This window comes from Paenibacillus pedocola, assembly GCF_031599675.1.
Classification (GTDB): domain Bacteria; phylum Bacillota; class Bacilli; order Paenibacillales; family Paenibacillaceae; genus Paenibacillus_AQ; species Paenibacillus_AQ pedocola.
The window spans coordinates 3172363-3197512 of the sequence record NZ_CP134223.1 but is presented as its reverse complement, the minus strand read 5'-3'; the positions used below and the strand labels follow the sequence as shown (position 1 = coordinate 3197512).

Genomic DNA, 25150 nt, shown 5'->3' with positions numbered 1-25150 from the left:
CTTGATTAGCTAGATAATAGATTCTATGCGATGAAGAACACTAGTATGAGTTAATAGTCTCCCGAATGATCTAAAATCACATCCATAAAAAATAGAACCCGCCTGCCAGGTATGAGCCTGGTAGACTGGTTCTATTTGATATTTTGTATATGTTAAATTTAGAACAGCGAAGCCGGGATCAGCTTTCTTCCGCCTTTCACGAGTGTGGACTCCAGCATTTCTCCCTTATCGCCGCCAAAATACAGCTGCCAGTATACGCCGAAACGAACACTGACATCATTCTTAACCAGCTCCGGCGGCGTGACAATCAGCCACTGGAACCTCAAAGCTTTGGAGATCTCAAATACCGGATCAAGCACGTTGTTAGAGACCATCTCGCCGAACGGATTGTCATATAAGAAAACCGTCCAGCCTTTGTTCTCTCGGTTAACCCGTTTATGCGTCATGATCATCATCGCTACCAGAAGCTGCACGGATTGGCGCTGACCGCCGCTGCCGACAGCTTCATCCAGTGCTCCGCGGTTAATAACCTCCCAGTCAGAGTAGTGGAATTCTTCCGGGGCCGCATAGAGGAAGTAGTTCTCGGTAACCGGCTTATACACCTGAAGCACCGGGAAGCGGTTCTGCATCGCGGCATACACGATTTTCCCGTCATTTATCAGATCCTTGACTGCAGCTGCCGGAACCTGCTCAATCTTCGGATATTTCTCCAGCAAGCTGCTGATGCAGCGGTTAAAATAGTCGCTGACCAGCGGTTCGATATCCTCAGTAGTCTTAGGAACGGTGATATTCTTATAATTCAGCCGTACCAGCGGAAAAGCATGTCCATTCTCATTGTGAATGATCATCCGCCGTTCCATACGCTTCAGAATATCAACGATTTGCACGACCCGTTTGGCGGCGCGTCCGACCCATAGCTTCCGGGACAGCTCCATCCCTTCCTTGTCGCTGCGGATGCTCTCAATCTGATCCTGCGAGCTCTGCAGCATAGAATCCAGCACTTGGCGGGCAATAAAGAAATCATCCCAGTGAACGGTATTAAGGCGCTCCTGAATCTTGGTCTCCAGTTCGTTGTTCCATCCGCATTTGGCTAGCTTACTGCTTAAAGAAGATTTCTCTTCTTTCACTTTGCGGGAGATTTCGGTCCGCTCTCCGCGGCTTTTCTTGCTGTGCAGCAGCCAATCGACTACCAGCGGCTCACAATCTTCTCTCACGCGCAGCTGTATTTCTTCCGGCACTTCCCGCAGCTGCGTGCGGCCTTCAACATGCGTGTCCATTATCTTGCTCTGATTACCCAGCGTTTGAATCCACTGATCCATTGAAGATAAGGCCTGCTTGCAGCTGTTCAGCAGATGTTCGTTTTCGCGGTTGCGCGTATTAACCTCTGCTTCTTTAGCATCGAGGGATTCATGCCAGATTTCCACCGGGCGTTCGTGTTTTTCTTTAATTGTTTTTTCGGTTTTGCGCAGATCCTTCTGCAGGTTCTCCAGAATCGTCTGGCAGCGGATGAAGGATTCGCGAATGTTCTGGTAATCTTCATCCAGATTAGCCGTCTCATTCTTTTGGCGTGCTCTCGCTGTCATAATGGTTTCCGGAGAATCGGAAGGCTCCGTTATATGCTTCCATTGATTATCTACCTGATTGACGGCGGATTCCAGCTCAGCAAGCTGTTCACCGGCCCGTTTGATATTTCCCGCCCGTGTACGGATTTCCAGCTCATTCTGCGTTAAGGATTGCTGCAGACTTTCCACAGTGCTGAGCAGCTGCTGGAGTAAATTTTGAGCTTCAGGATCAAGCGCCTCCTCTTCCAAACCGGAACCCTCTGAAGGAAGAAGTTCACCCGGGAAAATAATCTCCGGGAACCATCTTTGCAGCCTCGGGAACAAGGAGTAGCGGGTATCTCCAATCCAATTCACGCGCTGTTGTGCGGTGCTGTCCATTTCCGCTTTCAGCTGGACAATCCCCTGCTCTTTGGCGGCAATCTCTTTGCTGAGAACCTGTTTGCGTTCCACAGCGCTCTGCTTGTCCCTGTAGTCCTGCTCCTGCTTCTTCGTCCGTTCTTCCCACTGGCGCAGCGCCAGCACCCTTTGTTCAAGTCCGGTCCGCTCCAGCTCATTCTGAACCAGTTCTTTCTGAATGCCTGCCAGAGCCTCTTCATTGCTGCTGATCTCATGGTTCAGGCTGTGTAGCTTCCGGCCAAGCTCATCGCTGAGTTGTGCAAGTGTGCTCAGCTTAACTCTGAGATTCATCGTATGCTCGCCTTGGTACAGCCGCTCGAACTCCTGGCGGGCAGATCTCAGCTTGGAGAGATAATTTTCTGCGTCCTGCAGCTCTTCCTCCTGCTCCTTCAGCCGGGAAGCGATACCGCGCTTCCAGTCTTGGAAACGCTCAGGTTGCAGAACCATCTGCGGTCCCTGATTGGATAACAGCCGGAAGGGCTCGACTGCCGACCCTGCCATTTCTTCACGGATAAAGACAGGCACAGCAGATTTGAGGATGATTTCCTTCATTGCGTCTGGCGGGATTTTATCCGCCTCACGCTGCGTAACAATAAGTCCGTACGGGAGCAGCGGATGGCGTTCCAGTTCTTCCTCGCGGTTCAAATAAGACAGGTCATTGAGAAAAGAACTGCCGAGCATGGAGGTAATCTTTAGCGCATCCAACGTATCTTTCACGGTAAGAACGTCTGCATTTGGCAGCCAATACGCTTCCTGTTGCAGCTCAACATCCATCTGCTGATGGTAATACGCTCTTCTAAGCCGTTTCGTCTGCTGCTCCGCATCATCCAGTCTGCGGATAAACCGTTCCTGGATCACTGCTTTGGCCTCAAACAATGCTGCCACGCCCATTACCTGATGCTCTTCATATAGCTCAAGGAGCACGACCAGTTGTGACCATAGCTGTGATTCTTTGTTCATCTGCACTTCAAGCTGATTGTTCAGCTCATCACTTTGCTGATTCTGGGCACTCAGTTGTACGCTAAGCTCTGCATGAGCTTTGTGCAGGCTGAACCGCTGGGCCTCGGCAAGCTTGCGTTGTTCCTGGAGTCCGCCGATACTGCCTTCAATCCCGTTTATAGCTATTAACGTCCGCTGAAGTGCTGCGCCTGGAGCGGATGCAGCTTCTTGTCCATGACGCGAGGTGAAGATGCCCGTTTCCTCTGTAAATTGCCGGATAGCGCTAGTAAGCTCATTAATCCGGTTATCCAGACCGCCCAGCTCCAGCAGGAAGCTTTCTCTTTCTTTCTGCAGTCCCGCCTCTTCTGTCGACAAGGCGTGCTGGCGGGCAGCAAAGATGGAAATTTGCTTCTGCCACAGCAGGGATACCTTATCCCACTGGATACGCAGCTCTTCCTTGGCGCTCTTAATTACCTCTTGCCGTTCCTTCATCTCAAGCGACCCTTCGATCGCTTCTATTTCCTTCTGCCACTGCTCGATCTGACGGAGATGAACCTTGCGTTTGGCTAAGTAGTACGCCACTTCCAGATGCTTTTCCTTCTCCTTCGATTCATCCAGCCGCGCGCGTGCTCTTGCCTGATTGTCACTGATTCCCTTGAACTCATCCTGCTTCCGGTCATGTTCATCTTTGCTGCGAAGATAGTTCAGATTGTCCGCCTCAAACCGCAGCTGGCGGGCTTCCTGATGCAGGCGGACCAGTTCATCTGCTTGCTCACGCCGCTTGTCCTCGGCAATCTTAAGCTCATCATGGATGACCGTAAAAATCTGCCGCCCCTGCAGCTCAGACTCCTGATAACTCCGCTCGGCCTCCGTTCCTTGCTTCACCAGCTCATAGAGCGGCGCAGCCAGCGAAGTGAATTCGGCAAAAGCCTTCTCCCGCTGTTCCAGCATCGGCAGCCGCTGGGCGACCGTCGCCGCGTCGAGGAACATCCGCTGCAGCGAACCGTCTTCCTCGCGAAGGCCTTCGTTTAGGCTGGAGCCGATCTCGGGAATAATCAGCTTCTCGAACAGATTCTGGTTCGTGAAGGCATCATTTTTTTGAAAATAGCCCTTGATTCCCCCCTCTTCACCGTTAATTTTCTTCATATTACGCCACTCACCGATATGAATGTCCCGTTCCTGCAGATAGTTGTAATATTTCTTGAGTTCCGAATTGCTGCTGCCGAACGGGACAATCTCCCCGCGGTGCTCGCGCACAAACTGCTGAATCGCTTCAAAACTCGCCGGTCCGTCTTCTGACTGATTATAGAGCGGCAGGGTCGAAAGGGTGAGCTCCGCATGCTCGTCATAATCCATAAGGGTGTAGAGCAAATAGTCTACTTTGATCTCCAGCTGATCTACGGAACTGTGGGCAGTCATGGCAATAGCAGTCGTCATATATTCATTGCGTTCTTCGTTATCCAGCCTCCACTCGATAGCGACATGGAAGGTATATGGCTTAAGCTGCTTTTTATGGTTATGAAAGAAAGCCTCTACCTGGTTCTCGTTATCTTTACCCCAAGCGGCTTTGGGAATCAGCAATTGAAAAATAGACTGCAGCAGTACGCCCTTTCCGCCGCCGTTCATCAGGGTGATCAGGGTGTTGGCCGGTCCTTCCTCGTTGCAGAGGTCAAGGACCATATCATCATACTTCTTCAGCATCTTCTCATACTTCAGTCCGGCGATACGGATACGCTCAATGCGTGGCATGGGCTTCCCCTTCTTTCTCCGTCAAGGTCCGGCCGATCAAAGCTTTCAGTTCCTTATAACGGTCAACATCGTGATACAGGTACCGCATTCGTTCATATAATTCTTCGCGCGGGAAAATCCGCTTCTCATTCTCGGAAATGAACACCAGATGCTCATCCTCCAGCAGCTTCATCCCTTCATGGATCAGACCGATCCGCGAGCCGTACCCTCTGGATAAAGAGTCTCCGTCCTCCTGGCTCTTGGTCTGCATATAAAGACTGGTCCATACCTTGTACATCGCCTGTATATCCAGACGCCACTGTTTGCTGAATGTCCCTTCTTCATCCATGTCATTCCACGACTGAAACAAGGAAGATACCTGGTCAGCAATCTGTATATAGGACATGCTGTCCTGCCCGGGCTTGAAATGCTGCTCATCCTGATCCATTTCTGCCAGAAATACCAGAATAATAACGTTAATTATATGTAGATGGGTTTTACGCTCAACCCTGGAGTATTTGTTCCGCAGCTGGGTGAAGTTGGTGGCAAATCCCGAGCCGAGCGGATTCACCAGCAGATGCAGGCGGTGTCCGGAATTCATGATCCGGCAGCCTCCCTCCTTAGCCAGGTACTGCAGGGCATCGTACGCCCCGGTATCTTGCAGGCATTCTGCTGCGGCGGGATCATCAAGTGAAATTACTTTCCGGCGAAGCAGATCAAAAAACAGCCGCGAGGCCATCTGTAATTGTTCCAATGAATAGCTCATGCTCTAACCTCTCATCTCTGTACTATAGTAATGGTATAAGGGCTCATTTCCAGCCCCGGCCATCTGATGGTTTCATTCCGCTGTTCTCCGGCAATTGTTGTTCGTAGTGTTTGACCACGCAGTATCTCCAGCTCAGGATGTTCTGCGAGCAGCAGCTGGATTAACCGCTGGCACTCGTCCGTCCCGCCCGGGCTATCTGCGGCAGGTTCCTGAACCCTAATCTCCGTGTGAAAAAATTGCACCCAGAGGTCAACGGCATCCGGCGTCCGGGCCCATTTTAGCTTTACATCCTCTGGAAAGGCGTCTGCTGCAAACGTAAACCGCCCCGCTTCAGCCAGCTTCGTAAATACAGGAAGCCACAGCTCCGCGACCTCAGGCCATGGGATCGACTTCGGAACATAAGGAGCCTCCGGTTCTTCTCCCTCATCCTCCGGCTCATCAAACAAATCTTCCGGCAAAAAGCCGACATCCTGCTCCTCCCAAGCCCAGGCGAGAGGATAGATGAAGTCCTGATTCGGTGCAAACAGTCCGCTGACCAGAAGTTCCAGGCTGTCCCCTCCGGGAAGGCCCTCACTCTTAACCCATTCCTCCCAGACATTCGTCCGGAAATTAAAGCCTGCAGCTCCCCAGAACAGCTCCGGGAAATTCAGTCTTAAGTTCGTCTCGGCTTCAAAAATACTCAGGACGACCTCAGCCAGCTCATCATGCACTTTACGCGACAGCTCCACCCGTTCTGACAGCAGACGCAGCTCGTTAAAGTCGATGACATCCTTCTCGTCATTAGCCAGCCGGGCCAGGGAGCGGTGAATATTATCGAAGTGCTTACGTTCCTCGTCAAACTGCTGGTGAATCTCCTCCAGCCGCTGATGCCGCATCACGCCGTATTCGCTGAAGATATGCTTCGGATTGCGGCGTAAAGCGCTGCGGTATTCCTGCTGCTGCTGGGTCATCTTCCGTACACGCGAAATGAGTTCATTCACATCCTGCATCGCCCGGGTTACACGTCCATGCTTAATATGCATCTGTATTTCCAGCAGCTTAATGCTGATCTGAAATTCATCGATGATCTCATGGCTCATGAAGATCAGCTCCATCGCGTATTCGGAGAGCCTGTAAATGGTAGTACCATTCTCTTCCCAGCTGCTGCGGGTTGCATCCTCATCTACCGTGAAATACTTGTATTTCTGCACCGTCATCTGCCTAGTGTGATCATCATAATATACCGCTTCAAAATCACCACCGCTACCGCTCCACAGCAGCCCGTCGACCAGCCGTTCCACGGATTCAGTCGTACCTAGTCTGGTAATATTGAAGCGTTCCAATGAACTCCATGCAAGAGCGATAATATCTTCTTTAGACCGCTGCTCGTTTGATTCCAGCTCCAGGTAGTAGACCTGCAGCAGCACGCTGAGCGCAATCATCTCCTTATAGGGCTGCAGTTCACCGAGATTCATGCCTGCACCAAGGCTCCATAGGGGATTGAGCCGTTTATTCCGTTCACCAAAATCCGTCCAGTTCATGTCTAATGCCTACCTCGCCATCACTTCGTAGTCTAGCTTCATCTCAGGAATCCCAAGTAAATAACATAAACCCATATTTGCCCCATGCAGGGTGAAATATGGGCTAGGTGATACTGATAAGTTAAAGTTATCGGGGAATATATGTTTCTATTATATCAATCAAATAGAATTCTGGCTATTTGTAATAATAGATTGATTACATACAGTCACAATAAAAAAGAGCCGATCTACGGCTCTTGCTTCTATTATAAAATGCAGCCTAAATTACTGGTTGTTGTATTTCTCATGCAGCAGAAAATGCAAATTCGCCTTAACCGCGGGCCAGTCTTCATCAATGATGCTGTACAGCACATTATCCAGCATAGCCCCTCCCGAAGTGATCCGGTGTTTGCGCAGGACGCCTTCTTTCACCGCACCAATCCGCTCGATGGCTCTCTGGGATCTCAGGTTGTCTCCGACGATCGTGAAGTTGACCCGGATCAGCTCCAGGTGCTCGAAGCAGTACTGCAGCAGCAGCGCTTTAGCCTCCGTATTAACAGGCGTTCTCCAGTAGTCTGGAGAGATCCAAGTACAGCCGATTTCCGCATTCCGGTGAGTCCGGTCGATATGCATTATCCGTGAGGTGCCGGCGATTCTGCCTGTCGACAGATCGATCATCACAAAAGGCAGGTCATGCCCCTTCTCTTTGTCTGTAAGTGCCGTCTCAATCAGCTGCTCTACTTCTCCGGCGGAGGATATTTTCCTCCAGGTGAACTCCCAAATTCGCGGATTGTTCAGTATGGCGGTCAACTCTGCCTTATGTACTGCTTCCATAGGAACCATTTTAATAAAAGTGCCGTTGAGCTGTCTGATGTTGTCCGAGATCACGAAGCTGCCTCCTTATAGAACGTGAGCTTTAAGAATGTTAACAATCATTCTTTAGTTCATCTTCATATATACTGATTAACCGCGCTGTAATTATTAGCTCCAGCTGCTGTTTAAGTGTACTTCCTAATAGATTATAAGATACCCCGCCCTCTCTGTCTGCCATATTTCTATAAAAAAACAGCCCCGTTTATGTAAAAACGGAGCTGTTCAGCTGGATACCCTTTAATGAAGAAACGTTTAACTTCTATCCGCAATCTCAGCAGAGATTAGCCGTACAATCTCTTCGATACTCATTGCTCCGGCATCCCCCGAAGCACGTTTTCTCACGGAAACTGTAGCGGATTTCTGCTCATTTTCACCGAGGACGAGCATATAAGGAACCTTTTCAAGCTGGGCTTCACGGATCTTCAGACCAAGCTTCTCGTTGCGGTCATCCACCTCAGCCCTGATTCCTGCGGACGCCAGTGCCTGCTTCACTTGAAAGGCATAGTCTGCATGATTCCCGGAAACGGGCAGCAGCTTGGCTTGCACCGGAGACAACCATACCGGAAAAGCCCCGCTGAAATGCTCTGTGAGAATTCCGATGAACCGGTCGATCGAACCGTACACCGCCCGGTGAATAACGACTGGCCGGTGTTTCTGGCCGTCTTCACCGATGTAAGTCAGGTCAAATTTCTCCGGCATCTGGAAATCCAGCTGTACCGTTCCGCACTGCCAGCTTCTCTTTAACGCATCCAGAATATGAAAATCAATCTTCGGCCCGTAGAAGGCGCCGTCTCCCGGATTAATCCGGTAAGGGATGCCACGGTTCTGAAGCACCATTTCCAGTGCCGCTTCCGCCTGATCCCAGAGAGTCTCTTCTCCCATATAATCCTCCGGACGAGTGGATAACTCGACCTTGTATTCAAAACCGAATACGTTGTAGATATGGTCGATTAAATCCAGCACCTGACCGATTTCAGCTTCAATCTGCTCCGGCAGGACGAATAAATGGGCATCATCCTGACAGAAAGTGCGGACCCGCATCATCCCGTTCAAAGAGCCGGAAGATTCATTGCGGTGCACCTGCCCGAATTCGGCAAGGCGGATCGGCAGCTCCCGGTAGGAGTGGCGGCTGTTTTTGAAGATCAGCATATGTCCGGGACAGTTCATCGGCTTCAGCGCAAACTTTGCCTCATCCACATGTGTGAAATACATATCGTCCTTGTAATGATCGTAGTGTCCGGACTGCTCCCACAGCCGGTTGTTCATCATCAGCGGTGTGCGGACTTCGCTGTAGGCCCGTTCCCGCTGGAGTCCGCGGCTGAAATCCTCCAGCTCTGTGCGGATGATCATCCCTTTTGGCAGGTAGAACGGCATTCCCGGGGATTCTTCGGAAAACATGAACAGCTCCAGCTCTTTACCCAGCTTGCGGTGATCGCGTTTCTTCGCTTCTTCGAGCATATGCAAATGCTCTTCGAGCTGCGCTTTTTTCAGGAACGAGACGCCATAAATCCGCTGAAGCATCTTGTTATTCGAATCCCCGCGCCAGTAGGCTCCGGCTACGCTCATGAGCTTAAAAACTTTAATTTGGCCAGTTGAAGCCAGATGCGGTCCCCGGCACAGATCCGAGAATTCACCCTGGTCATAAATACTGATAACAGCATCATCGGGCAGATCGCGAATCAGCTCCAGCTTAAGCGGCTCCTCAAGGTCTTCGAATAGGGCAACCGCCTCTTCCCGGCGCACTTCCCGGCGGACAATCGGCAGATTCTCATGAATGATCCGGTGCATCTCCAGTTCTATAGCTGCCAAATCCTCGCTCGACAATGGTTGCTCGATATCCACATCGTAGTAGAACCCGTCCTCAATCACCGGGCCGATGCCAAGCTTAACATTCTTTCCGCCATATATGCGTTTAATAGCCTGAGCCATCAGATGGGCTGTACTGTGTCTGTGAATATCCTGGCCCTCTTTGCTATCCAGAAGCACAATTTCAAGCCGGCTGTCCTGTGCAACCGGATAATGAAGGTCCTCTAGTTTGCCGTTTATTTTACCTGCAACCGCATTTTTCTTCAGACTGGGACTTATCGATTCAGCTATTGCACTAATATCGATGTTATGCGAATACCTCTTAACGTTTCCATCCGGCAGTGTTACATTGATCTCCATGATTGTGGCCTCCATCTCTTCAAGTGTAATTGAACGCAAAAAAACGCATCTCTCCCGTAAAGGGACGAGTGCGTTCAGCTCGTGGTTCCACCCTAATTTGACCTGCGCTGTTACAACCCCCTGCTGTTAGACGGAAGTAAAGTCGCATAATCCTCATGGTATCCGGTATCGGGGATAAGACGGTGGCATTTACAGCCGCCCTAACAGCAGGGAGGGTTCAGTGCCACGGCTGCAAAGGGGTAACATCCGGCCGGTCTCTGTAAGAAGCTCTCACCAATCACTTCTCTCTCTGGTCAGTCCTTGAAGGATATCATGTCTTTGGTCAATGCCTTGGATATGGTGTTGCTGGTTACATAATACTGAACCGCCATCCAAAAAGTCAAGGGCAAATGTAAAAAATAGGCTTCATTCAGATTTTTGTGTGGCATAAAATCGCTTACCAGTTTCAACGTCGTCACAATCTGCTAAAGCGTAAACTCCATCTACTAGGTTTATAGTTTTACAGGAAGTGCTTACCTTTTCCTTTTCCCCATTCTCATCTTGTCTGCTGTCGTAGGTATACGTAATAGTAGCCTTTTTATTGTTATATTCAAGGTAGTGGAATATGGGGTCCCCTTCTATGGTATAAATTGCAAATTTAACCGCTGCATTTTCATTACTGGTTACTTTATCCAGGAATCCTTCGAATAAATCGTAGTTTAATATATCCCTTTGACCATAGACAACATAACCTTTTTTGGCAGCTTCATTAGAACTCATAGACTTAGAGCAGGCGACAGTAAAAAGCGTAAGTAACAGCATAACAACACAGATTCTAAGCATCTTCATGTCATCCGCCAGCCAATGCACCAATACGTGAAATGATCTCGTTAATCTCCTCTACGGTGGAAGCAATGTAATCCGCGCCGCTACTGGACAATTCCTCCTCCGAACCATAGCCGAATAATACACCGACAGAGGCTACGCCGCAGCCTTTTGCCCCGATAATATCATGCTCCCGGTCGCCGATCATCAGAGCCTCTTCGGGAGGGATGGCGTTCTGGTCCAGTACATACTGGATCACCTCACGCTTCTTGGAGCGTGTACCATCGAGATTGCTGCCTGCGACAAGCTTAAAATAACCGTCCAGCCTGTAATGCCGGAGAATTTCTTCGGCGAATACTGTTGGTTTCGAAGTAGCAACGTATAACGTATATCCCATTCCCTGAAGTGCTTCCAGCAGCTGTGGAATACCAGGAATGACACTATTTTCGAACATCCCTATGGTGCTGTAACGTTCACGGTAATAAACTACCGCCTGAGCCGCCTGTTCCTCGGACAATCCCTGAATTTGTACAAACGAATCATACAGCGGCGGCCCGATATACGGGAGCAGCAGATCCAGATGATCTACCGCAATACCAAACTTGTTCAGTGCATATTCGACACATCTGGTAATTCCCTCTTTAGGGTCGGTTAAGGTACCGTCCAAATCAAATAAAATACTCTTCAGCCTTCCGTTCATTTCCCCTAGCTCCCCTCAAAATTCATAACTTTGAACTCCATCCTGCTTCACTTCACAGCTTGTTCAATCATACCCCCGTTTCTACATACTTTCCACATAGTTATCTACTAAGATCTGATTGTAAGCTATTTTGCTATTGGAGGATGTAACATGAATATGACACACTATATGTCCCTGCTTGCGGACAACCAGCCATGGAATCTGATTTTATTTATGGCGATTCCCGTTATTTTTGCAGAGACGATTACAGTCACTGAGTTTATTATTTTGTTCACCAAAAAACTAAACGGACCGCTGAGAGCATTCAACCGGGTATGCAGTATCCTGGCCGGTCTTTATTTTACCGGAGTGTTTCTTTACCTGTTCCCGACTGCATTTGTACCACTCACGGTGAACGGCGAATGGCACACCTGGGTCGATGTTGTCGCGGTAGGCTTTTACTTGAGCGGGGTGCTTTTCCTGCTGCCGTTAGCCCTGCTCGACCTGGGTCTGATCGCCCGTAAACGTTCGGAGGAGAGCAAGCTGAAGCTGCACTTTATGTTGATCAGCGGTTTCCTGGTAGTCGCACATATCGCAATGATTTTTGGTATGGTCAACCCGGAGATTATTAACGGAATGGCAGGCATGAACCACTAATAACTCTATAAGAATCTTATATAAAAAGCAGGGCCTCTCCGGTTACAGGAAAAGCTCTGCTTTTTGCTGTTAATCCGTACGGAACAAAACGCACTGCGGCTAGCATTGCCCTCAAGTACAATTGACTTAATTATGCTGTCTGGGGGAAAAACAAGATGAATGAGCTGTTTATTGCAGATCGGATCAAGGAATTTAAAGATGACCCGGAATCGGTGTACAACACCTGGTTCCTCAATAATAATGATCGCTTGAAGGCTTTCCGCACAATCAGGAACGGACTAACAGATGTAATTGACCATATTGAGCAGCGGACCTTCGGCAATGATTATAAAGGCTCCACACTGGAATTTATCATGTCGGCTATCTGTGAACAAAAGCAGGTTTTTGACGGAGCTGCCCATGCCTTTTATTGGAAACCTAAACTTCGCATCCCTGATATTTATGAGAATGAGGCGAATCAGCTTGCATTTGGACGTTTTCTCAAAGCTGTACTGCATACCAGCCAAGAAAAACAACTGCTTGGGGAAATTCATAGGCTGGACAGCTTGCAAATTAAAGGCCTTGGACCGGCAGTTGCCAATATTCTGTATTTCCTGCATCCAACCCTCTTCCCTCCGTTCAATACTGCGATTGTTCGGGGATATAATGATCTGCTTGGCCAGAAGATCAAACTCGGATCATGGAGTGAATATCTTGATATGCGTGCAGGACTGATAGATATGAACGAATGCCAGCGGTCACTGTTATCAAAGGATTTGGGTGCCATAGGCGGCTTCATGTTCGAAATAGGTTCGGGACGACTGATTGTCAGCGGGAATGCCGAAAGGGTCCTTGAAACCGATGCAGCTAAACGGGAAAAAAGCAGCCTTAAACGCCATCAGGAGGTTTTGAGCGATTACCGAGAGGAATCAGAACATAGCGAAATGCAATATCATCTGGCGAAACTTGGCCGCTCGCTAGGATATAAAGTCTGGATAGCGCAAAATGATCATAAGAGACAATGGAACAACAAGACGCTCGGGGAATTGTCACTCCCTGCGCTGCCGCTGCTGAATGTGCCTAAAGCTGCCAGCGATACAATTTCATTTATAGATGTTCTCTGGCTGGATGCAAAAGACTGCATAATTTCCGCCTTTGAAGTCGAGAAAAGCACCTCTATCTATTCGGGGATTCTTAGGCTGCACGACCTGGCCTTATCTTTAAATCATCCCGAATGCCATCTCTTTCTGATTACTCCTGACAGCCGTGAAAAGGAAGTCCAGGCTCAGTTACTGCGTCCTTCTCTGCAGCAGGACAAGATACGCAACCTTTCTTATGTTCTCTTCTCGGATTTGCGCTGTGATTGTGATGCAATGTGCAAATACGGACGCTCCGTAGAGGTATTGGAGAAGATTACCAGAAGACCGGCGGCAGGTTGATCTTCATCAGATGTAAGTTAATCCCTGAAATGAAACAGCAGCAGTCACGGACCATAAACAGGTCCTGAGCTGCTGCTGTTTTATTGAGCTTAAAGAGTCTGCTTTACTTTCTTACCAGAACCGATAATTCCCCTTCAAATACTTTTTCATCGGATTGATTGAAGGTCGAGAGCCGAACCGTCACGATCCCGTTCTCATTCTTCTTCTCTATTACATCTATGACTTCAACTATCGTATGTAATTCATCTCCCGGGAACACCGGCTTAATAAATCTAATGTTATTCATCGCCGTTCCGGCAATAACATCGTCACCATAGCTGCCCGTTTCCACCCATAGTTTGAATGTAACCGCAAGGGTCTGAATTCCGGAGGCAATGATACCGTTAAATCTACCCTGCTTGGCTTTCTCTTCATCCAAATGCATATATTGCGGATCAAACTCGGCAGCGAAGCTTGTAATATTCTCTTTTGTTATGGATAAAGACTTCGTTATAAACACTTGTCCGTTATGAAATTCATGAAACCGCATGGATTCACCTCATAGTTGTAATGGTATATGAACTTCATATTAGTGCAACTTAATAGAACGAATCAAGCTAAACCTACCATCAGCCCTATATTTACTCAATACAACAGACCCGGAAAGGCTATGTGCCTCCCGGATCTGTTAAGTTTACTAGTTCAAAACATGAACTGAGTTACCAGGCAACACGGATGATCAGACCTTTAGGGTCACCGACCTCCAGATAAGCTGCCTGACCATTGACATCATCATACGGGAAGCCGTAAGCCAGGCCGCTGATGCTGTGGTCATGCCAGAACTTCGCATAGTAGTTGGCAGGTGCTGCATTATAATAATTCGCTACATTGTTCCAGTTGCTGGTAGTGTAGACATGTCGGTTGATCGCAGCGGCAGTTGCGGCATCGGTGAGTGCACCGTCACAGCGCAGAATATCCTGGGTGTTGTAGCTGGAATATCCGGCAAAATAATTGGCATTAGCCCCCCCAGCCGCAAAGGAACCATGAATCGGTGCAATAATGCGGTACGGGGCTTGATCCGTAGCCAGCGATTTAAAAGCGGCTGGCACTTCGTTCTGATATTTAGTGAAGATTCCCGCACGGGTCTCCGATTCCAGTTCACCCACTGTCTGATCATAGGAGCCGGACAGGCTCACCAGACGGTGCTGGATCGGGAAGCCAAAAGCATCTACTCGTGTTGTATTCCCATGGTATCCTGTTGCATCTACAGTAAATTCCACAAAATCAAAATAGATATTACGGTTCGGATCGGATGCATTGTTGATGTCCGGACCGGCGAAGCCGTCGTCATAGGTCTTGATGTACAGAGGGGTGCCGACACTGAGGAACATCCGCCCGGAGGTGATCTTAGGCATATTCACCCAAGAGGCCTGGCTGACGGTATGATAGATATTGGCGTAATTGATACCGTTTTTAGTCAGATGCCCGGAAGCGTCATTAAGTGCAGTGGAGATAGGTAGGAGATTGCCGTTCAGATCCAAATAACTCCATTTGCCGTTGGCCGGATTAATGCCTAGAACGCCCCAATAGACCTGGCTGTCTGAATAAGCGCCTCCGGTTCCGTTCATTACCTTAAGCGACAGTGAGCCGCTTGGTGCCGTTGGAATAGAAGAAGCGGCAATCGAATAGATCGAACCGGATGAACCCGGTGGTGTCGTAGGTGTAGCACCGGCAGCGGTGTAAGTAAACCAGCCTGTATCATATGCAGGATTTCCGTTGTTATAGGTATAAGAATAACTGATTACCGTGCCGCTGGCAACGCCAGTCACCACCTGCTCATAACGGGCAGTGCTGCTGTTGTAGGTCATACGGTAATTAAGCTGGGTCCCGTTGTTGATCTTGTAATGCGCATCTACCCATGTAGTACTGACGGTCGATTTGAACCAGATGGTTGCTGTGGTACCCGATAGACTCACACCTTGTGTGTAGTCAGCTGCTGCGGCTTTGGAACCAGACAGGGGGAAGCAGGAGATCAGCAGCAAAAGCGCGAGTACGGGCATTAGCCATTTTTTTCTCATGTCAATTCTCCTCCATTAAATGTATTAAAATCAATCACGCACCATAAATGTATGCGTTTTCAGGATTGATTATAGTCTTCCTTCAGCCCATTTAGTAGGAGCAGAATTTCGGTTTTCAGTCCTCATTTTTGGGGTGAAACGTTTTTATTATCACCTTTCCAGGCAACTTTGCTGCAAAAAAACCAAAAAGCCTTATTTCTCCAGAAGTCAAGAGATATAAGGCTTTTCAAGATTATTTTATATTTTACCAGTGCTTCGAAATAAACGTATCACGGCCGGACTGTTCACGGTCCTCTTTGTAATGCTTCGGATTCTTTTTATGGTAATCCTGATGATATTCTTCAGCCCGGTAGAATACTGGCGCAGGCAGAATTTCCGTCACGACCGGTCCTTCGAATCGGCCGCTGGCCGCAACCTGATCTTTGGAAGCTAAGGCCGCTAAACGCTGATTGTCGTTATAATAAAACACCGCTGTACGGTACTGGCTTCCCCGGTCCTGAAATTGTCCTCCATCGTCAGTCGGATCAATCTGCGGCCAGAACAGCTCCAGCAGCTTCTCATATGGAAATACTTCCGGATCAAAAGTGATCTGTACAACTTCGTAATGTCCGGTTGTTCCAGTCTTGACCTGTTCGTAGGTCGGATTCTCGATTGTACCTCCTGCATAGCCGGACACAATCCCGTGTATACCCGGCAGCTCCTCAAACGGAGTGACCATGCACCAGAAGCAGCCTCCAGCAAACATCGCCTGTTCCATCACTCAATTCCCTCTCTCTGTCTATCATTGTATAAGATTAAAGCGCATGATATGAAGATAAGGCTAAATGTCTATAAAGTCAATTTGAGTGAAGCCCCTTGGCGGTTGCGGGAATAATTCTCTGGCTTCCCGGGGAACTGTAGATACCAGCGATGACTTCCAGTGCTTTTATTCCTTCGCGGCCGTTCAGCCAGAACTCTCGTCTCTCCCGGATATGGTCATAAAAATCATGGATTAACCGCTGATGTCCTCTCCCCCAGTACGATTTACCACCGTTAGCTGCCGCACTAGGCTCACACAATAGCTCCTCACGGCCGTCTTTCCACAGATAAAGGCAGTCCCGGCGCTGCAGCAGGGTTCCATGTTCAAACACCAGCTCCAGCTCTACAGGTGAATTAACCGAGTAAGCATTAGTGCCATAGAAAAGCCCCCGCACCTGGTTACTAAAAGTGATGCAGGCATGGGCGCTGTCTTCCACCTCGATGATCCCGTCCAGCACATCCTTACTCACACTTCCGCTGACTGACGATATTTCACCGCCGAACCACTGCAGGAGATCCAGCGTATGGATGGTCTGATTAATCAGTACGCCGCCGCCTTCTGTCGCCCATCTGCCCCTCCAGCCGCTCTCCGTATAGTACTGCTCACTGCGGTTCCAAGTGACTATGCCCTTCATACAGAGCAGACGCCCAAGCGTCCCGCCATCTATTGTCTGCCTGATCTGCATGGAAGGCTCATTGTAACGGTTCTGGAATACGACGCCAAGCTGACCTTTGCTGTGATCCGCGGCTTCCAGCATCCGCCGTGCAGAAGGTACATCCATGGCCAAGGGTTTTTCAGTTAAGACATGCTTGCCGGCATTCAGGAAATCAATGGCCATCTGCGCATGCAGGTAATGGGGCGTACACAAATGCACGATGTCAATATCTGTTCTCCCCAGAAGCTCACGGTAGTCCTGCACAACCCCGCAGCCGTACTGCTCTCCGAAGGCTTTTGCCTGATCAGCATCGCTATCTGCCGCGGCCAGCAGTTGTGTACCTTCCATAGAGGCAATCGCCTTCGCATGGAGGGGAGCAATAGCCCCGCAGCCGATAATGGCTGCTCCAAGTGTAGTCATTGTTAGCACCATCCGTTTCTAATGTGCTTCCGCTAAGCTATTTCAGTGTTTCTGGTGTAAGATTCATTGCTTCAGCCTGTGCGATCAGGCACAGCTCTGCAGCTTTGAAGACATGCTCCTGGGTCATTGCAAGCTCGCTTCGCTGCAGACAATCCAGAATCAGCTCCCCAAAGAAGGGATAGCCCACCTTGCCTGCGACATGCTCATAATGCTCGCCCTGACCGTCTACCCAATAGACATGATCTCTGGCATCGGAACGGGCAATATCACTGTACTTGCGCAGCTCGATATAACCTTCGGTCCCCATAATAATCGTCCGGCCGTCACCCCAGGTTCCGAGTCCCTCCGGCGTAAACCAGTCCACGCGAAAATACTGTGTAGCCCCATTGTCCCCGACAAGCGTTGCATCGCCGAAATCTTCAAGTTCAGGGTAAGCAGCATTATTATAATTGGCAACTTTACTGTGCAGCACCTTAGCATCGCGGCAGCCCGCGTAAAAGAGAAACTGCTCGATCTGGTGGCTGCCGATGTCGCAGAGAATACCGCCGTAGTTCTCACGCTTGAAGAACCACTCCGGCCGGCTTGCCGCATTCAAGCGGTGCGGGCCCATGCCAATCACTTGAATGACACGGCCGATCGCGCCCTGCTCTACCATATGTCCGGCGTAAACAGCGCTTTCTACATGCAGCCGTTCGCTGAAATAAGTCATGTATTTGCGCTTGGTCTCTGCCGCCTGAATCCGCACATCCGCTAGCTGGGCAAGCGAAGTAAACGGTGTCTTGTCCGTAAAATAATCCTTCCCGTGCGCCATGACTCTAAGTCCCAGACCTGCCCGTTCAGAGGGAACAGCTGCAGCTGCAACCAGCCGGACTTCAGGATCCTCAAGAATCTCTTCGGCGTTGCGGGCGGCTCTGACCCCCGGATAGACGGCGGTGAAGGCTTTGACCTTGGCCTCATCTGGATCGTAGACCCATTTCAGCACTGCGCCAGCTTCCACAAGCCCGTTGCACATCCCGTAGATGTGGCCGTGATCCAATGCAATCGCTGCAAAAGTGAATTCTCCCGGCCCTACCACCGGACGAGCTTCATGTGTAGGTGCGTACATCATCCCATTTTTCCGGTTCATGCTTATCCTCCTCAGACTATAAAAGCTTCTGCAAATAGTTCAGGCTGATTGCCAGGCTCTCAAACGGATCACGGCGGCAGACATCCTGTTCCACAACGTACCACTCCACACCGGTCTCACGGCAGGCTTTAATAATGTCTTCATAGTTCATGTTCCCTTCGCCTATCTCGGCAAACACCTGTTTTCGGTCTACAACAGCCATATCCTTCAGATGCACCACCTGCATCCTGTCCTGTACCTTGCGGACCCAGTCTACCGGACTTCCCCCGCCGGCCTGAACCCAGTACAAATCCAGCTCAAAGCCGAGCGCATCAGCGTCACTTTCCTCCACCAGCACATCGATGCCAGTAACTCCGTCTACGCGCTCAAATTCAAAATCATGATTATGATAGATGAATTGCAAGCCATGCTCTTTTTGCAGGGTACGGGCGATTTCTGAAGCCAGCCGCGCGAATGTGCGGTAGCTCTCCTGACTGTCCTGATATTCGCCCGGTAGTGAGCCGAGACCAATGTATTTGCAATTCCACAGCTTATGTTCAGCAGCAAGAGCCTCCAGATCATTCACCAGCCGGTCCCAGGACACATGGGTCGCACAGATCGTAAGCCCTGCCTCATCGGCATACTGCTTGACCAGCTGCGGATCAATCTTGCCAATCCCGGAAATCTGCACCGCTTGATATCCGATATCTTTCAGTTTCAGAAAAGCCGCCCGTAAACCTTCCGGGGTTTGGGTAAATTCTCGCAATGTGTACATTTGTGCAGCGATCGTTGTCTGTTTCATGCAGCGAAGTCACTCCTTAATAGGTTTTAAAATCAGCTTGAATGCTGCTAATGGGATCCTGATACATCCAGGGTGCGGGGGCCGGCAGCCTCTTTACGGAAGGTGGAGTTCTGTACTTTCTCCATAAGCTGCTCATAGAATAAGTCCGCATCAATCGGCAGATCTACCCAGTTGTCCGTCCAGGCCGACAGATACATGGCATTGGAAAGCGTCAGGCCGTGTATCCCCTCTTCCCCTGGTGCTATAAGTGACTCACCTGTGAGAATCGCATTGGTGAAGTTGCGTAAAATGCCAACATGCTGTTCACCGCTACCTTTATCTACCGGTATTTCGCATTTCCAGCATTCCGGTTGTCCGAATCCTCCGGTATAGGCGGCATTGAACTCCGGCTCCGGTGTACGCAGCCGCCAGAAGGTCAGCTTTTCATCTTCAACGACGATTTTTCCGTTGTCACCGGTAATTTCAAAACGATTCGTTCCCGGCGCTTCCCCCGTTGTGGTGATGAACAGGCCGGTTGCCCCATTCTCGTACTCGACATAGGCGGTTACATCATCCTCGACTTCAATGTTGCGGTATTTGCCGAAATGGCAAAAGGCCCGTACACGCTTCGGCATCATCCCGGTCGTCCACTGCCAGAGATCCAGCTGATGCGGGTCCTGATTCAGCAGTACCCCGCCGCCTTCACCGGCCCAAGTTGCCCGCCAGCCGCCGGAGTTATAATAGCTCTGCGAACGGTACCAGTTGGTAATAATCCAGTTGGTACGGCGGATCTCGCCAAGCTCACCGGAAGCGATCAGCTCTCTCAGTTTTTGATAGAGCGGATTCGTCCGCTGGTTGTACATAATGCCGAATATGCGGTCACTCTGTGCGGCAGCATCGTTCATTTCCTGCACGGCCTTCGTATATACGCCCGCCGGTTTTTCGATCAGCACATGTATACCATGCTTAAAAGCCTGAATAGCCAGCGGCGGATGATCATAATGCGGTGTTGAGATTAAGACCGCATCAATACACCCTGATTCGAACAGCTCCTCACTGCTGCTAAACCGCTGTACATGCTCAGGCAGCTGCTCAGCAGCCCAATCCAGACGCTCCGGACTAATATCACAGACAGCTGTCAATTCGGCTCCTTTCACCTCTTTCAGCAGGTTATGAGCATGGGCCCGGCCCATGTTGCCAACGCCGATAATTCCAAATCGGACCTTCTTCATTATTCGGATCACTCCTGTAAATGTTTATGAAATGAGAATAACCCTAATCCCGGATGATGACCATGAGCGGAATTAAGGTGTTTTTGTATATAATTAAGATGTATTGAACAAATGAAAGCGATATAATGGTAAAATAATACACGCTTACAAAAAGGTTAACTAACTGGCGCAGTACGCAGCTGCGGGGAATGTTTGGACTTCCGGCCGCTGTTAGATTTGGATTTCTTGAATTTAACCGCTTCTCGCAGTAGAAATCCAAACCTAAAGGCGGACGCTATCGCTCCTACAGTTCCAAACTTCCCCTCCGCTGCTTCTGCCTTTAGACTAGAAATTTTTTCAGCAAAATAATTTAACCATTAAGGGGAGGAAGCAGGAAATGAATCATCCCGGCAATCTGACCGGACGGCTGCTGCAGAATCTGACGGTTAGAGTCACCCATGCCCAGCTCAGCAGCAAATATCCCGGTTGGGACCGCAGCAAGGAGACGCCCTCCTTCAACCGGCTGTATTTCATTGACAGCGGAGAAGGCAAAGTGATCATTAATGGGGAGACCTATCATCCGCATGCCGGCCATTTGATGATTATGCCGGCGGGAACAACCCAAACGACCATGACCTCTCCTCGCAATCCATATATCCGCTATTACTGTCATTTCGATGCTCAGATCGGAGAATGGCCTTTGTTTCACAGTGCAGGCAAGCTTTATATCAGCGAGGTTGCTGATCCGGATGCTGTGCGTGCTATTTTTAATGAGCTGATCGCTTTATTCGAGGATGACAGTTTTCTCTCAACCCTGCGGAGACAGGCGAGTCTGCTTCAATTGCTTGCCCTCTGCCTGGAAGGCGGCGGTTATGCCAATTTCCTCGATGATCTGGCGCATACCGGTGACCAGGGTAAACTCGCCAATGTCTTAGGATACATAGATGAGCATCTGAGTCAGCCGATGGAGGTCGAGGTGCTGGCTGAACTTGTGCATCTTCACCCAAATTACTTTATACCCTACTTCAAGAAATTCATGGGTATGCCCCCGATGCAGTATGTTCAGCTCAAGCGGATGGAGCTGGCCAAACGGCTGCTTTCAGGTTCAAAGTTCAGCATCGGCGGCATTGCTGAGCAGGTAGGCATGGAATTGACCCACTTCTCCAAGGTGTTCAAGAAAACCGCTGGTGTCTCTCCGTCTGCTTACCGCAGCAGTACCAGATAACATTCAGCATTAAGCAACCCCCAGAACATGTATGAGCAGAAATCCCAGCATTGAGAGCAGCAGCGAACCGGTGAGACCGGCGATAAACGGCTTCCGTCCCATCCTGCCGAATGTCTTGAGATCAATCCCAAGCCCGAGTCCGGCCATCGCCATTGCCAGCAGCAGATAGGCCAGTACGAGCAAATCTGCTGTAACCTTCTCAGGAATCCAGCCAAGGGTATTTACTCCGCTCATCAGCAGAAACCCGCCGATAAACCAGGGAACGGGCAGCTTCGTGTGTGCCCCTTTCTCACCTGTCACGCTTCCTGTTCTCACGCCACGCTGACCGGCTTGTTTGCGTTCTCTGCGGGCCTCCCAGACTCCAAACCCCAGCGCCACCGGTGCAAGCAGCGCTACCCGGGTCAGCTTGACGATGACCGCCAGATCTGCAGCCTGCTGCCCGACTGGAGCGGAAGCGGCGATGACATGCGCTACTTCATGGAGTGTTGCCCCGGCAAATATGCCATAGCCCGCTTCGCTGAGTCCAAGCCACGGATACGCCGCGACATAGATCAGTGTGAAAATCGTACCCAGAATCGCCACTGTTGCAGCGCTCACTGCCGTTTCATTGTCACTTGCCTTGATCTGGGGGGAAATAGCCGCTACAGCAGCCGCTCCGCAAATTGCAGTTCCACACGCAGTCAGAATGCCAAGTCTCCGGTCTATTTTCATCCATCTGCATAACCCGTAAACAGCAAGAAGTGTAAAGACAATATGGATTATGGCAATCAGAAGCACTTTGGGACCTGCCTCTACGATGGCGTATATATTCAGCCGTAAGCCAAGCAGAATAATACCGGCTCTGAGCAGTTTTTTGCTGGAGAATTGTATACCTGCCACCGCTCTGCTGGGCGCACCAGCTACTGCACGGAGCACAATTCCCAGCAGGATTGCCAGTACAAGCTGGCCCATAATGCTGAGAAAAGGAAGCTGGGCTATATATTTGGCGGCAACCGCCAGCAACAGGGTAAGCAGCAGACCTTCACTGAATCCGCGGACTCTGGCCAGCTTCCGTTCAAGCTTGTTATTGTTGAGCTGTTGGAATTTATTAATGTGCTGAAATAATTGAATATGCATAACTGCCACTCCCTGCTTACCGCTCTATCCCCGGCTCTTCTGTTATCACTATACGGTCAGGCATCAGAGAAGTGAAATACCGGTTTGCTATATTAATCATTAGTATTTCTTATGATTAATCGGATCACCTATGCTATTATGAAGAATATGGTCCGAATTCAGCAGATAAATTAATTATAAATGAGGGATTATAATGATTACTGATGCAATGCGGGTATTCGTAACGGTCGCAGAACAGCGTCATTTCTCACGGGCCGGTGAACTGCTCAATCTCTCCCAGCCGGGAGTAAGCCTGCATATCCGCAACCTGGAGAATGAGCTGGGCAGCAAGCTGCTGCACCGTTCCCCGAAGGAAGTACGGCTGACAGAGGCTGGTGCGATACTCTACAAACATGCCAAACAAATCCTGGCTCATTATGAGGAAGCCGGGCGTGAGATACAGCTGCTGCAGGATGAGGTTACTGGCAGCCTCCATCTGGGAGCCAGCTTTACAATCGGGGAGTATATCTTGCCGGGGAGGCTGGCTGAATTCGCCAAGCAATATCCGCAAGTGAATCTTCAGGTCACAATCGGCAATACGGAGGAGATTATTGCAGCCGTAAAAGCTAATGTGCTGGATATGGGCTTCATCGAAGGCGAAACCGGTGATGCTGAACTGGATATTATTCCTTATATGAAGGATGAGATGATCCTCGTTGCCGCTTCTGGACATCCGCTCGCCGGAGCGCTCACCACTGATTATGACCTGCTGCAGAATCAGATCTGGGTGCTGCGTGAGCCCGGCTCCGGGACCCGTGCTTACAGCGATCATTTCCTGCAGGAAGGCAGCCTTTCAGCTAAACGTGCTTACGTATTTAACAGCAGCCAGGGAATCAAAGAAGCCGTTGCCGCCGGTCTCGGAATTACGCTGATCTCACGCTGGATTGTACGCAAAGAACTGGCCAGCGGAGAAATAGCAGAACTGCGGGTCCGGCAGAAGCTTCCAGACAGAGATTTCCTGATCATCCGCCGCAAGGAGAATACCGTTGCGATGGCCAACCGTGTATTTATGGAGAAGCTGCTTTTGTCAAAAGAAAATAAATTTTCAGAGTGAACAATAAAGTGTTAGACTGCCGATGCTTCATGAAGCTAACAGGCGGGATAATAAAGTAAACATACAACCAAATGATAAGCTCTCAAATACACCTATACTAATAGCGAACAGGATTAAACCCCGCCCCCGTCACTCTCCGCTCTACAGAAAAACGCGCTAAAAAGTAATGGGAAATATCACCTTTTAGCGCGCTTATGTATCGTCAATAGTGGCGGGAATTACAATTTTTGCACAACATAGATGATATTCATTCCACAATCAAGAGTGCCCTGTAATTTGGTAAACGCAATCTCTTTTTCAACAATTAGCTTCCAAAATTCTTTATCGTTGCGGGCATTTTCCAAGGCAGAATCTCCTGCTTGCGTAAATAAACCAGCGGAGCTTCTCTCTCGAACTCTTACAGGAAACTGAGCAAATAAAGCATCCATTTCGGTGCTTCTCATCATATGGACGTAATGCTTGCTTTCAACTGGATAATGCTCTTCGTCTTGAACACCTGTATCAAAGATCCACCTTGTCGCTTCAAGCCCGAACTGGTCTTTTTCATACCTTATACCATCAAGATAATAAAGCGAAGCGCCAATGAAGCTCATGGACCCAACAATCAATACGCCATCAGGTTTTAATACTCTTAGCATTTCTTGTATTCCATCTTTCTCTTTGTCCAAAAGATAATTGATTACACCACCGATACAGACAACGCAATCGAAAGAAGAATCTTCAAAAATACTCATATCAAGAACATCTAAAACATGGTATGCCTTTATTCTGTCAATCAGTGATAGCTCGCGCATTTTGGACTTATTGAACTCCATTTGATGACTAGATATATCTGTAACGGTCAATTCAGCACACATTGCAACAATATCCTTTGTATATCTTCCTGAACCCGCACCAATCTCTAAAACTTTATCGGTTAGATTAATATAGCGCTTCAAAATATCAAGATGTACCTGATATAAAAGTTCGCCATGCCCATCCTTTTCAAGACGTGTCCATTCACGGTCACCATAGTTATCATAGCGGCTTCTTGGAATTTCGGGGTTGTAACTCATAAAAGCATCTCCTTAGAAAATAAATTTTCTCCGCTTGTAACCTATTATACTAAGACATGTCCCGATTTTTAACCCACAATTTTCCAAACTTTATTTGTCCCCTTTCACACACTTAAATACCATGTTATGGTAATATAAGCTGGATT

The 25150-nt window shown here is 49.2% G+C and carries 20 protein-coding genes; 4 read left to right on the top strand and 16 right to left on the bottom strand.

The genetic code is table 11. The features are described 5' to 3' along the window. Positions 1–158: 158 nt before the first annotated feature. The 7 genes from QU597_RS13865 to QU597_RS13835 form a co-directional block, all read right to left on the bottom strand. Positions 159–4646, bottom strand: coding sequence for a coiled-coil domain-containing protein (locus QU597_RS13865; RefSeq protein WP_310833151.1), 4488 nt, complete (start codon positions 4644–4646; stop codon positions 159–161). After that, positions 4633–5391 (bottom strand): DUF6063 family protein, encoded by a 759-nt coding sequence (locus tag QU597_RS13860; protein WP_310833150.1) that lies wholly within the window; start codon positions 5389–5391, stop codon positions 4633–4635. Before QU597_RS13860 ends, QU597_RS13865 begins: the two co-directional genes overlap by 14 nt. 11 nt (positions 5392–5402) lie before the next feature. Further along, complete coding sequence (locus QU597_RS13855) at positions 5403–6911, bottom strand: hypothetical protein (protein WP_310833149.1); 1509 nt, start codon at positions 6909–6911, stop codon at positions 5403–5405. Between the two features lie 264 nt (positions 6912–7175). Next, complete coding sequence (locus QU597_RS13850) at positions 7176–7778, bottom strand: GNAT family N-acetyltransferase (protein ID WP_310833148.1); 603 nt, start codon at positions 7776–7778, stop codon at positions 7176–7178. A gap of 237 nt (positions 7779–8015) precedes the next feature. Next, the gene (gene thrS, locus QU597_RS13845) at positions 8016–9929 is read right to left on the bottom strand and encodes a threonine--tRNA ligase (protein ID WP_310833147.1); all 1914 of its coding nucleotides are present in this window, start codon (positions 9927–9929) and stop codon (positions 8016–8018) included. Between the two features lie 405 nt (positions 9930–10334). Then, on the bottom strand, positions 10335–10757 hold the full coding sequence (locus QU597_RS13840; RefSeq protein ID WP_310833146.1) for a DUF4362 domain-containing protein: 423 nt from the start codon (positions 10755–10757) through the stop codon (positions 10335–10337). Position 10758: 1 nt separating this feature from the next. After that, positions 10759–11433 carry an HAD family hydrolase gene (locus tag QU597_RS13835; RefSeq protein ID WP_310833145.1) on the bottom strand — a complete coding sequence of 225 codons (675 nt, stop codon included), beginning with the start codon at positions 11431–11433 and terminating at the stop codon, positions 10759–10761. Positions 11434–11583: 150 nt separating this feature from the next. Between QU597_RS13835 and QU597_RS13830 the strand changes: the two genes are divergently transcribed. After that, complete coding sequence (locus tag QU597_RS13830) at positions 11584–12069, top strand: DUF6803 family protein (protein ID WP_310833144.1); 486 nt, start codon at positions 11584–11586, stop codon at positions 12067–12069. A gap of 155 nt (positions 12070–12224) precedes the next feature. Further along, positions 12225–13487: a type II restriction enzyme NmeDI-related protein gene (locus QU597_RS13825; protein ID WP_310833143.1), complete on the top strand. Its 1263-nt coding sequence runs from the start codon at positions 12225–12227 to the stop codon at positions 13485–13487. A gap of 103 nt (positions 13488–13590) precedes the next feature. Here QU597_RS13825 and QU597_RS13820 read toward each other — a convergent pair whose 3' ends face one another. From QU597_RS13820 to QU597_RS13790, 7 genes are all read right to left on the bottom strand, one after another. After that, on the bottom strand, positions 13591–14016 hold the full coding sequence (locus QU597_RS13820) for a MaoC family dehydratase (protein WP_310833142.1): 426 nt from the start codon (positions 14014–14016) through the stop codon (positions 13591–13593). Positions 14017–14185: 169 nt separating this feature from the next. Continuing rightward, the gene (locus QU597_RS13815) at positions 14186–15544 is read right to left on the bottom strand and encodes a glycoside hydrolase family 64 protein (protein ID WP_310833141.1); all 1359 of its coding nucleotides are present in this window, start codon (positions 15542–15544) and stop codon (positions 14186–14188) included. A gap of 244 nt (positions 15545–15788) precedes the next feature. Then, positions 15789–16301 (bottom strand): peptide-methionine (S)-S-oxide reductase MsrA, encoded by a 513-nt coding sequence (gene msrA, locus QU597_RS13810; RefSeq protein WP_310833140.1) that lies wholly within the window; start codon positions 16299–16301, stop codon positions 15789–15791. Between the two features lie 79 nt (positions 16302–16380). Continuing rightward, the gene (locus tag QU597_RS13805) at positions 16381–17418 is read right to left on the bottom strand and encodes a Gfo/Idh/MocA family protein (protein ID WP_310833139.1); all 1038 of its coding nucleotides are present in this window, start codon (positions 17416–17418) and stop codon (positions 16381–16383) included. A 37-nt stretch (positions 17419–17455) separates the two neighbouring features. Beyond that, on the bottom strand, positions 17456–18544 hold the full coding sequence (locus tag QU597_RS13800; protein WP_310833138.1) for a Gfo/Idh/MocA family protein: 1089 nt from the start codon (positions 18542–18544) through the stop codon (positions 17456–17458). Positions 18545–18560: 16 nt separating this feature from the next. Next, the gene (locus tag QU597_RS13795; RefSeq protein ID WP_310833137.1) at positions 18561–19325 is read right to left on the bottom strand and encodes a sugar phosphate isomerase/epimerase family protein; all 765 of its coding nucleotides are present in this window, start codon (positions 19323–19325) and stop codon (positions 18561–18563) included. 47 nt (positions 19326–19372) lie between these two features. After that, a complete protein-coding gene (locus QU597_RS13790; RefSeq protein ID WP_310833136.1) occupies positions 19373–20536 on the bottom strand; it encodes a Gfo/Idh/MocA family protein in 1164 nt (387 codons plus the stop codon). Positions 20537–20912: 376 nt separating this feature from the next. Here QU597_RS13790 and QU597_RS13785 point away from each other — a divergent pair, with 376 nt between their 5' ends. Then, entirely contained in the window at positions 20913–21740 is an 828-nt protein-coding gene (locus QU597_RS13785; RefSeq protein WP_310833135.1) for a helix-turn-helix domain-containing protein, read from the top strand. A 9-nt stretch (positions 21741–21749) separates the two neighbouring features. On the opposite strand, the gene QU597_RS13780 is transcribed toward QU597_RS13785, so the two are convergent. Further along, complete coding sequence (locus tag QU597_RS13780; RefSeq protein ID WP_310833134.1) at positions 21750–22856, bottom strand: YeiH family protein; 1107 nt, start codon at positions 22854–22856, stop codon at positions 21750–21752. A gap of 193 nt (positions 22857–23049) precedes the next feature. Here QU597_RS13780 and QU597_RS13775 point away from each other — a divergent pair, with 193 nt between their 5' ends. Beyond that, positions 23050–23949: a LysR family transcriptional regulator gene (locus QU597_RS13775; RefSeq protein WP_310833133.1), complete on the top strand. Its 900-nt coding sequence runs from the start codon at positions 23050–23052 to the stop codon at positions 23947–23949. A 218-nt stretch (positions 23950–24167) separates the two neighbouring features. Here QU597_RS13775 and QU597_RS13770 read toward each other — a convergent pair whose 3' ends face one another. After that, complete coding sequence (locus QU597_RS13770) at positions 24168–25004, bottom strand: class I SAM-dependent methyltransferase (protein ID WP_310833132.1); 837 nt, start codon at positions 25002–25004, stop codon at positions 24168–24170. Between the last annotated feature and the right edge of the window lie 146 nt (positions 25005–25150).

Bases quoted from the DNA above. Each gene is read 5' to 3' on its own strand.
- msrA (WP_310833140.1), bottom strand. From the start codon at position 16,301: ATGGAACAGGCGATGTTTGCTGGAGGCTGCTTCTGGTGCATGGTCACT.
- QU597_RS13775 (WP_310833133.1), top strand. From the start codon at position 23,050: ATGATTACTGATGCAATGCGGGTATTCGTAACGGTCGCAGAACAGCGT.
- QU597_RS13825 (WP_310833143.1), top strand. From the start codon at position 12,225: ATGAATGAGCTGTTTATTGCAGATCGGATCAAGGAATTTAAAGATGAC.
- QU597_RS13835 (WP_310833145.1), bottom strand. From the start codon at position 11,433: ATGAACGGAAGGCTGAAGAGTATTTTATTTGATTTGGACGGTACCTTA.
- thrS (WP_310833147.1), bottom strand. From the start codon at position 9,929: ATGGAGATCAATGTAACACTGCCGGATGGAAACGTTAAGAGGTATTCG.
- QU597_RS13820 (WP_310833142.1), bottom strand. From the start codon at position 14,016: ATGCGGTTTCATGAATTTCATAACGGACAAGTGTTTATAACGAAGTCT.
- QU597_RS13790 (WP_310833136.1), bottom strand. From the start codon at position 20,536: ATGAAGAAGGTCCGATTTGGAATTATCGGCGTTGGCAACATGGGCCGG.
- QU597_RS13770 (WP_310833132.1), bottom strand. From the start codon at position 25,004: ATGAGTTACAACCCCGAAATTCCAAGAAGCCGCTATGATAACTATGGT.
- QU597_RS13860 (WP_310833150.1), bottom strand. From the start codon at position 5,391: ATGAGCTATTCATTGGAACAATTACAGATGGCCTCGCGGCTGTTTTTT.
- QU597_RS13780 (WP_310833134.1), bottom strand. From the start codon at position 22,856: ATGCATATTCAATTATTTCAGCACATTAATAAATTCCAACAGCTCAAC.
- QU597_RS13815 (WP_310833141.1), bottom strand. From the start codon at position 15,544: ATGAGAAAAAAATGGCTAATGCCCGTACTCGCGCTTTTGCTGCTGATC.
- QU597_RS13840 (WP_310833146.1), bottom strand. From the start codon at position 10,757: ATGAAGATGCTTAGAATCTGTGTTGTTATGCTGTTACTTACGCTTTTT.
- QU597_RS13795 (WP_310833137.1), bottom strand. From the start codon at position 19,325: ATGAAACAGACAACGATCGCTGCACAAATGTACACATTGCGAGAATTT.
- QU597_RS13865 (WP_310833151.1), bottom strand. From the start codon at position 4,646: ATGCCACGCATTGAGCGTATCCGTATCGCCGGACTGAAGTATGAGAAG.
- QU597_RS13805 (WP_310833139.1), bottom strand. From the start codon at position 17,418: ATGACTACACTTGGAGCAGCCATTATCGGCTGCGGGGCTATTGCTCCC.
- QU597_RS13830 (WP_310833144.1), top strand. From the start codon at position 11,584: ATGAATATGACACACTATATGTCCCTGCTTGCGGACAACCAGCCATGG.
- QU597_RS13855 (WP_310833149.1), bottom strand. From the start codon at position 6,911: ATGAACTGGACGGATTTTGGTGAACGGAATAAACGGCTCAATCCCCTA.
- QU597_RS13785 (WP_310833135.1), top strand. From the start codon at position 20,913: ATGAATCATCCCGGCAATCTGACCGGACGGCTGCTGCAGAATCTGACG.
- QU597_RS13800 (WP_310833138.1), bottom strand. From the start codon at position 18,544: ATGAACCGGAAAAATGGGATGATGTACGCACCTACACATGAAGCTCGT.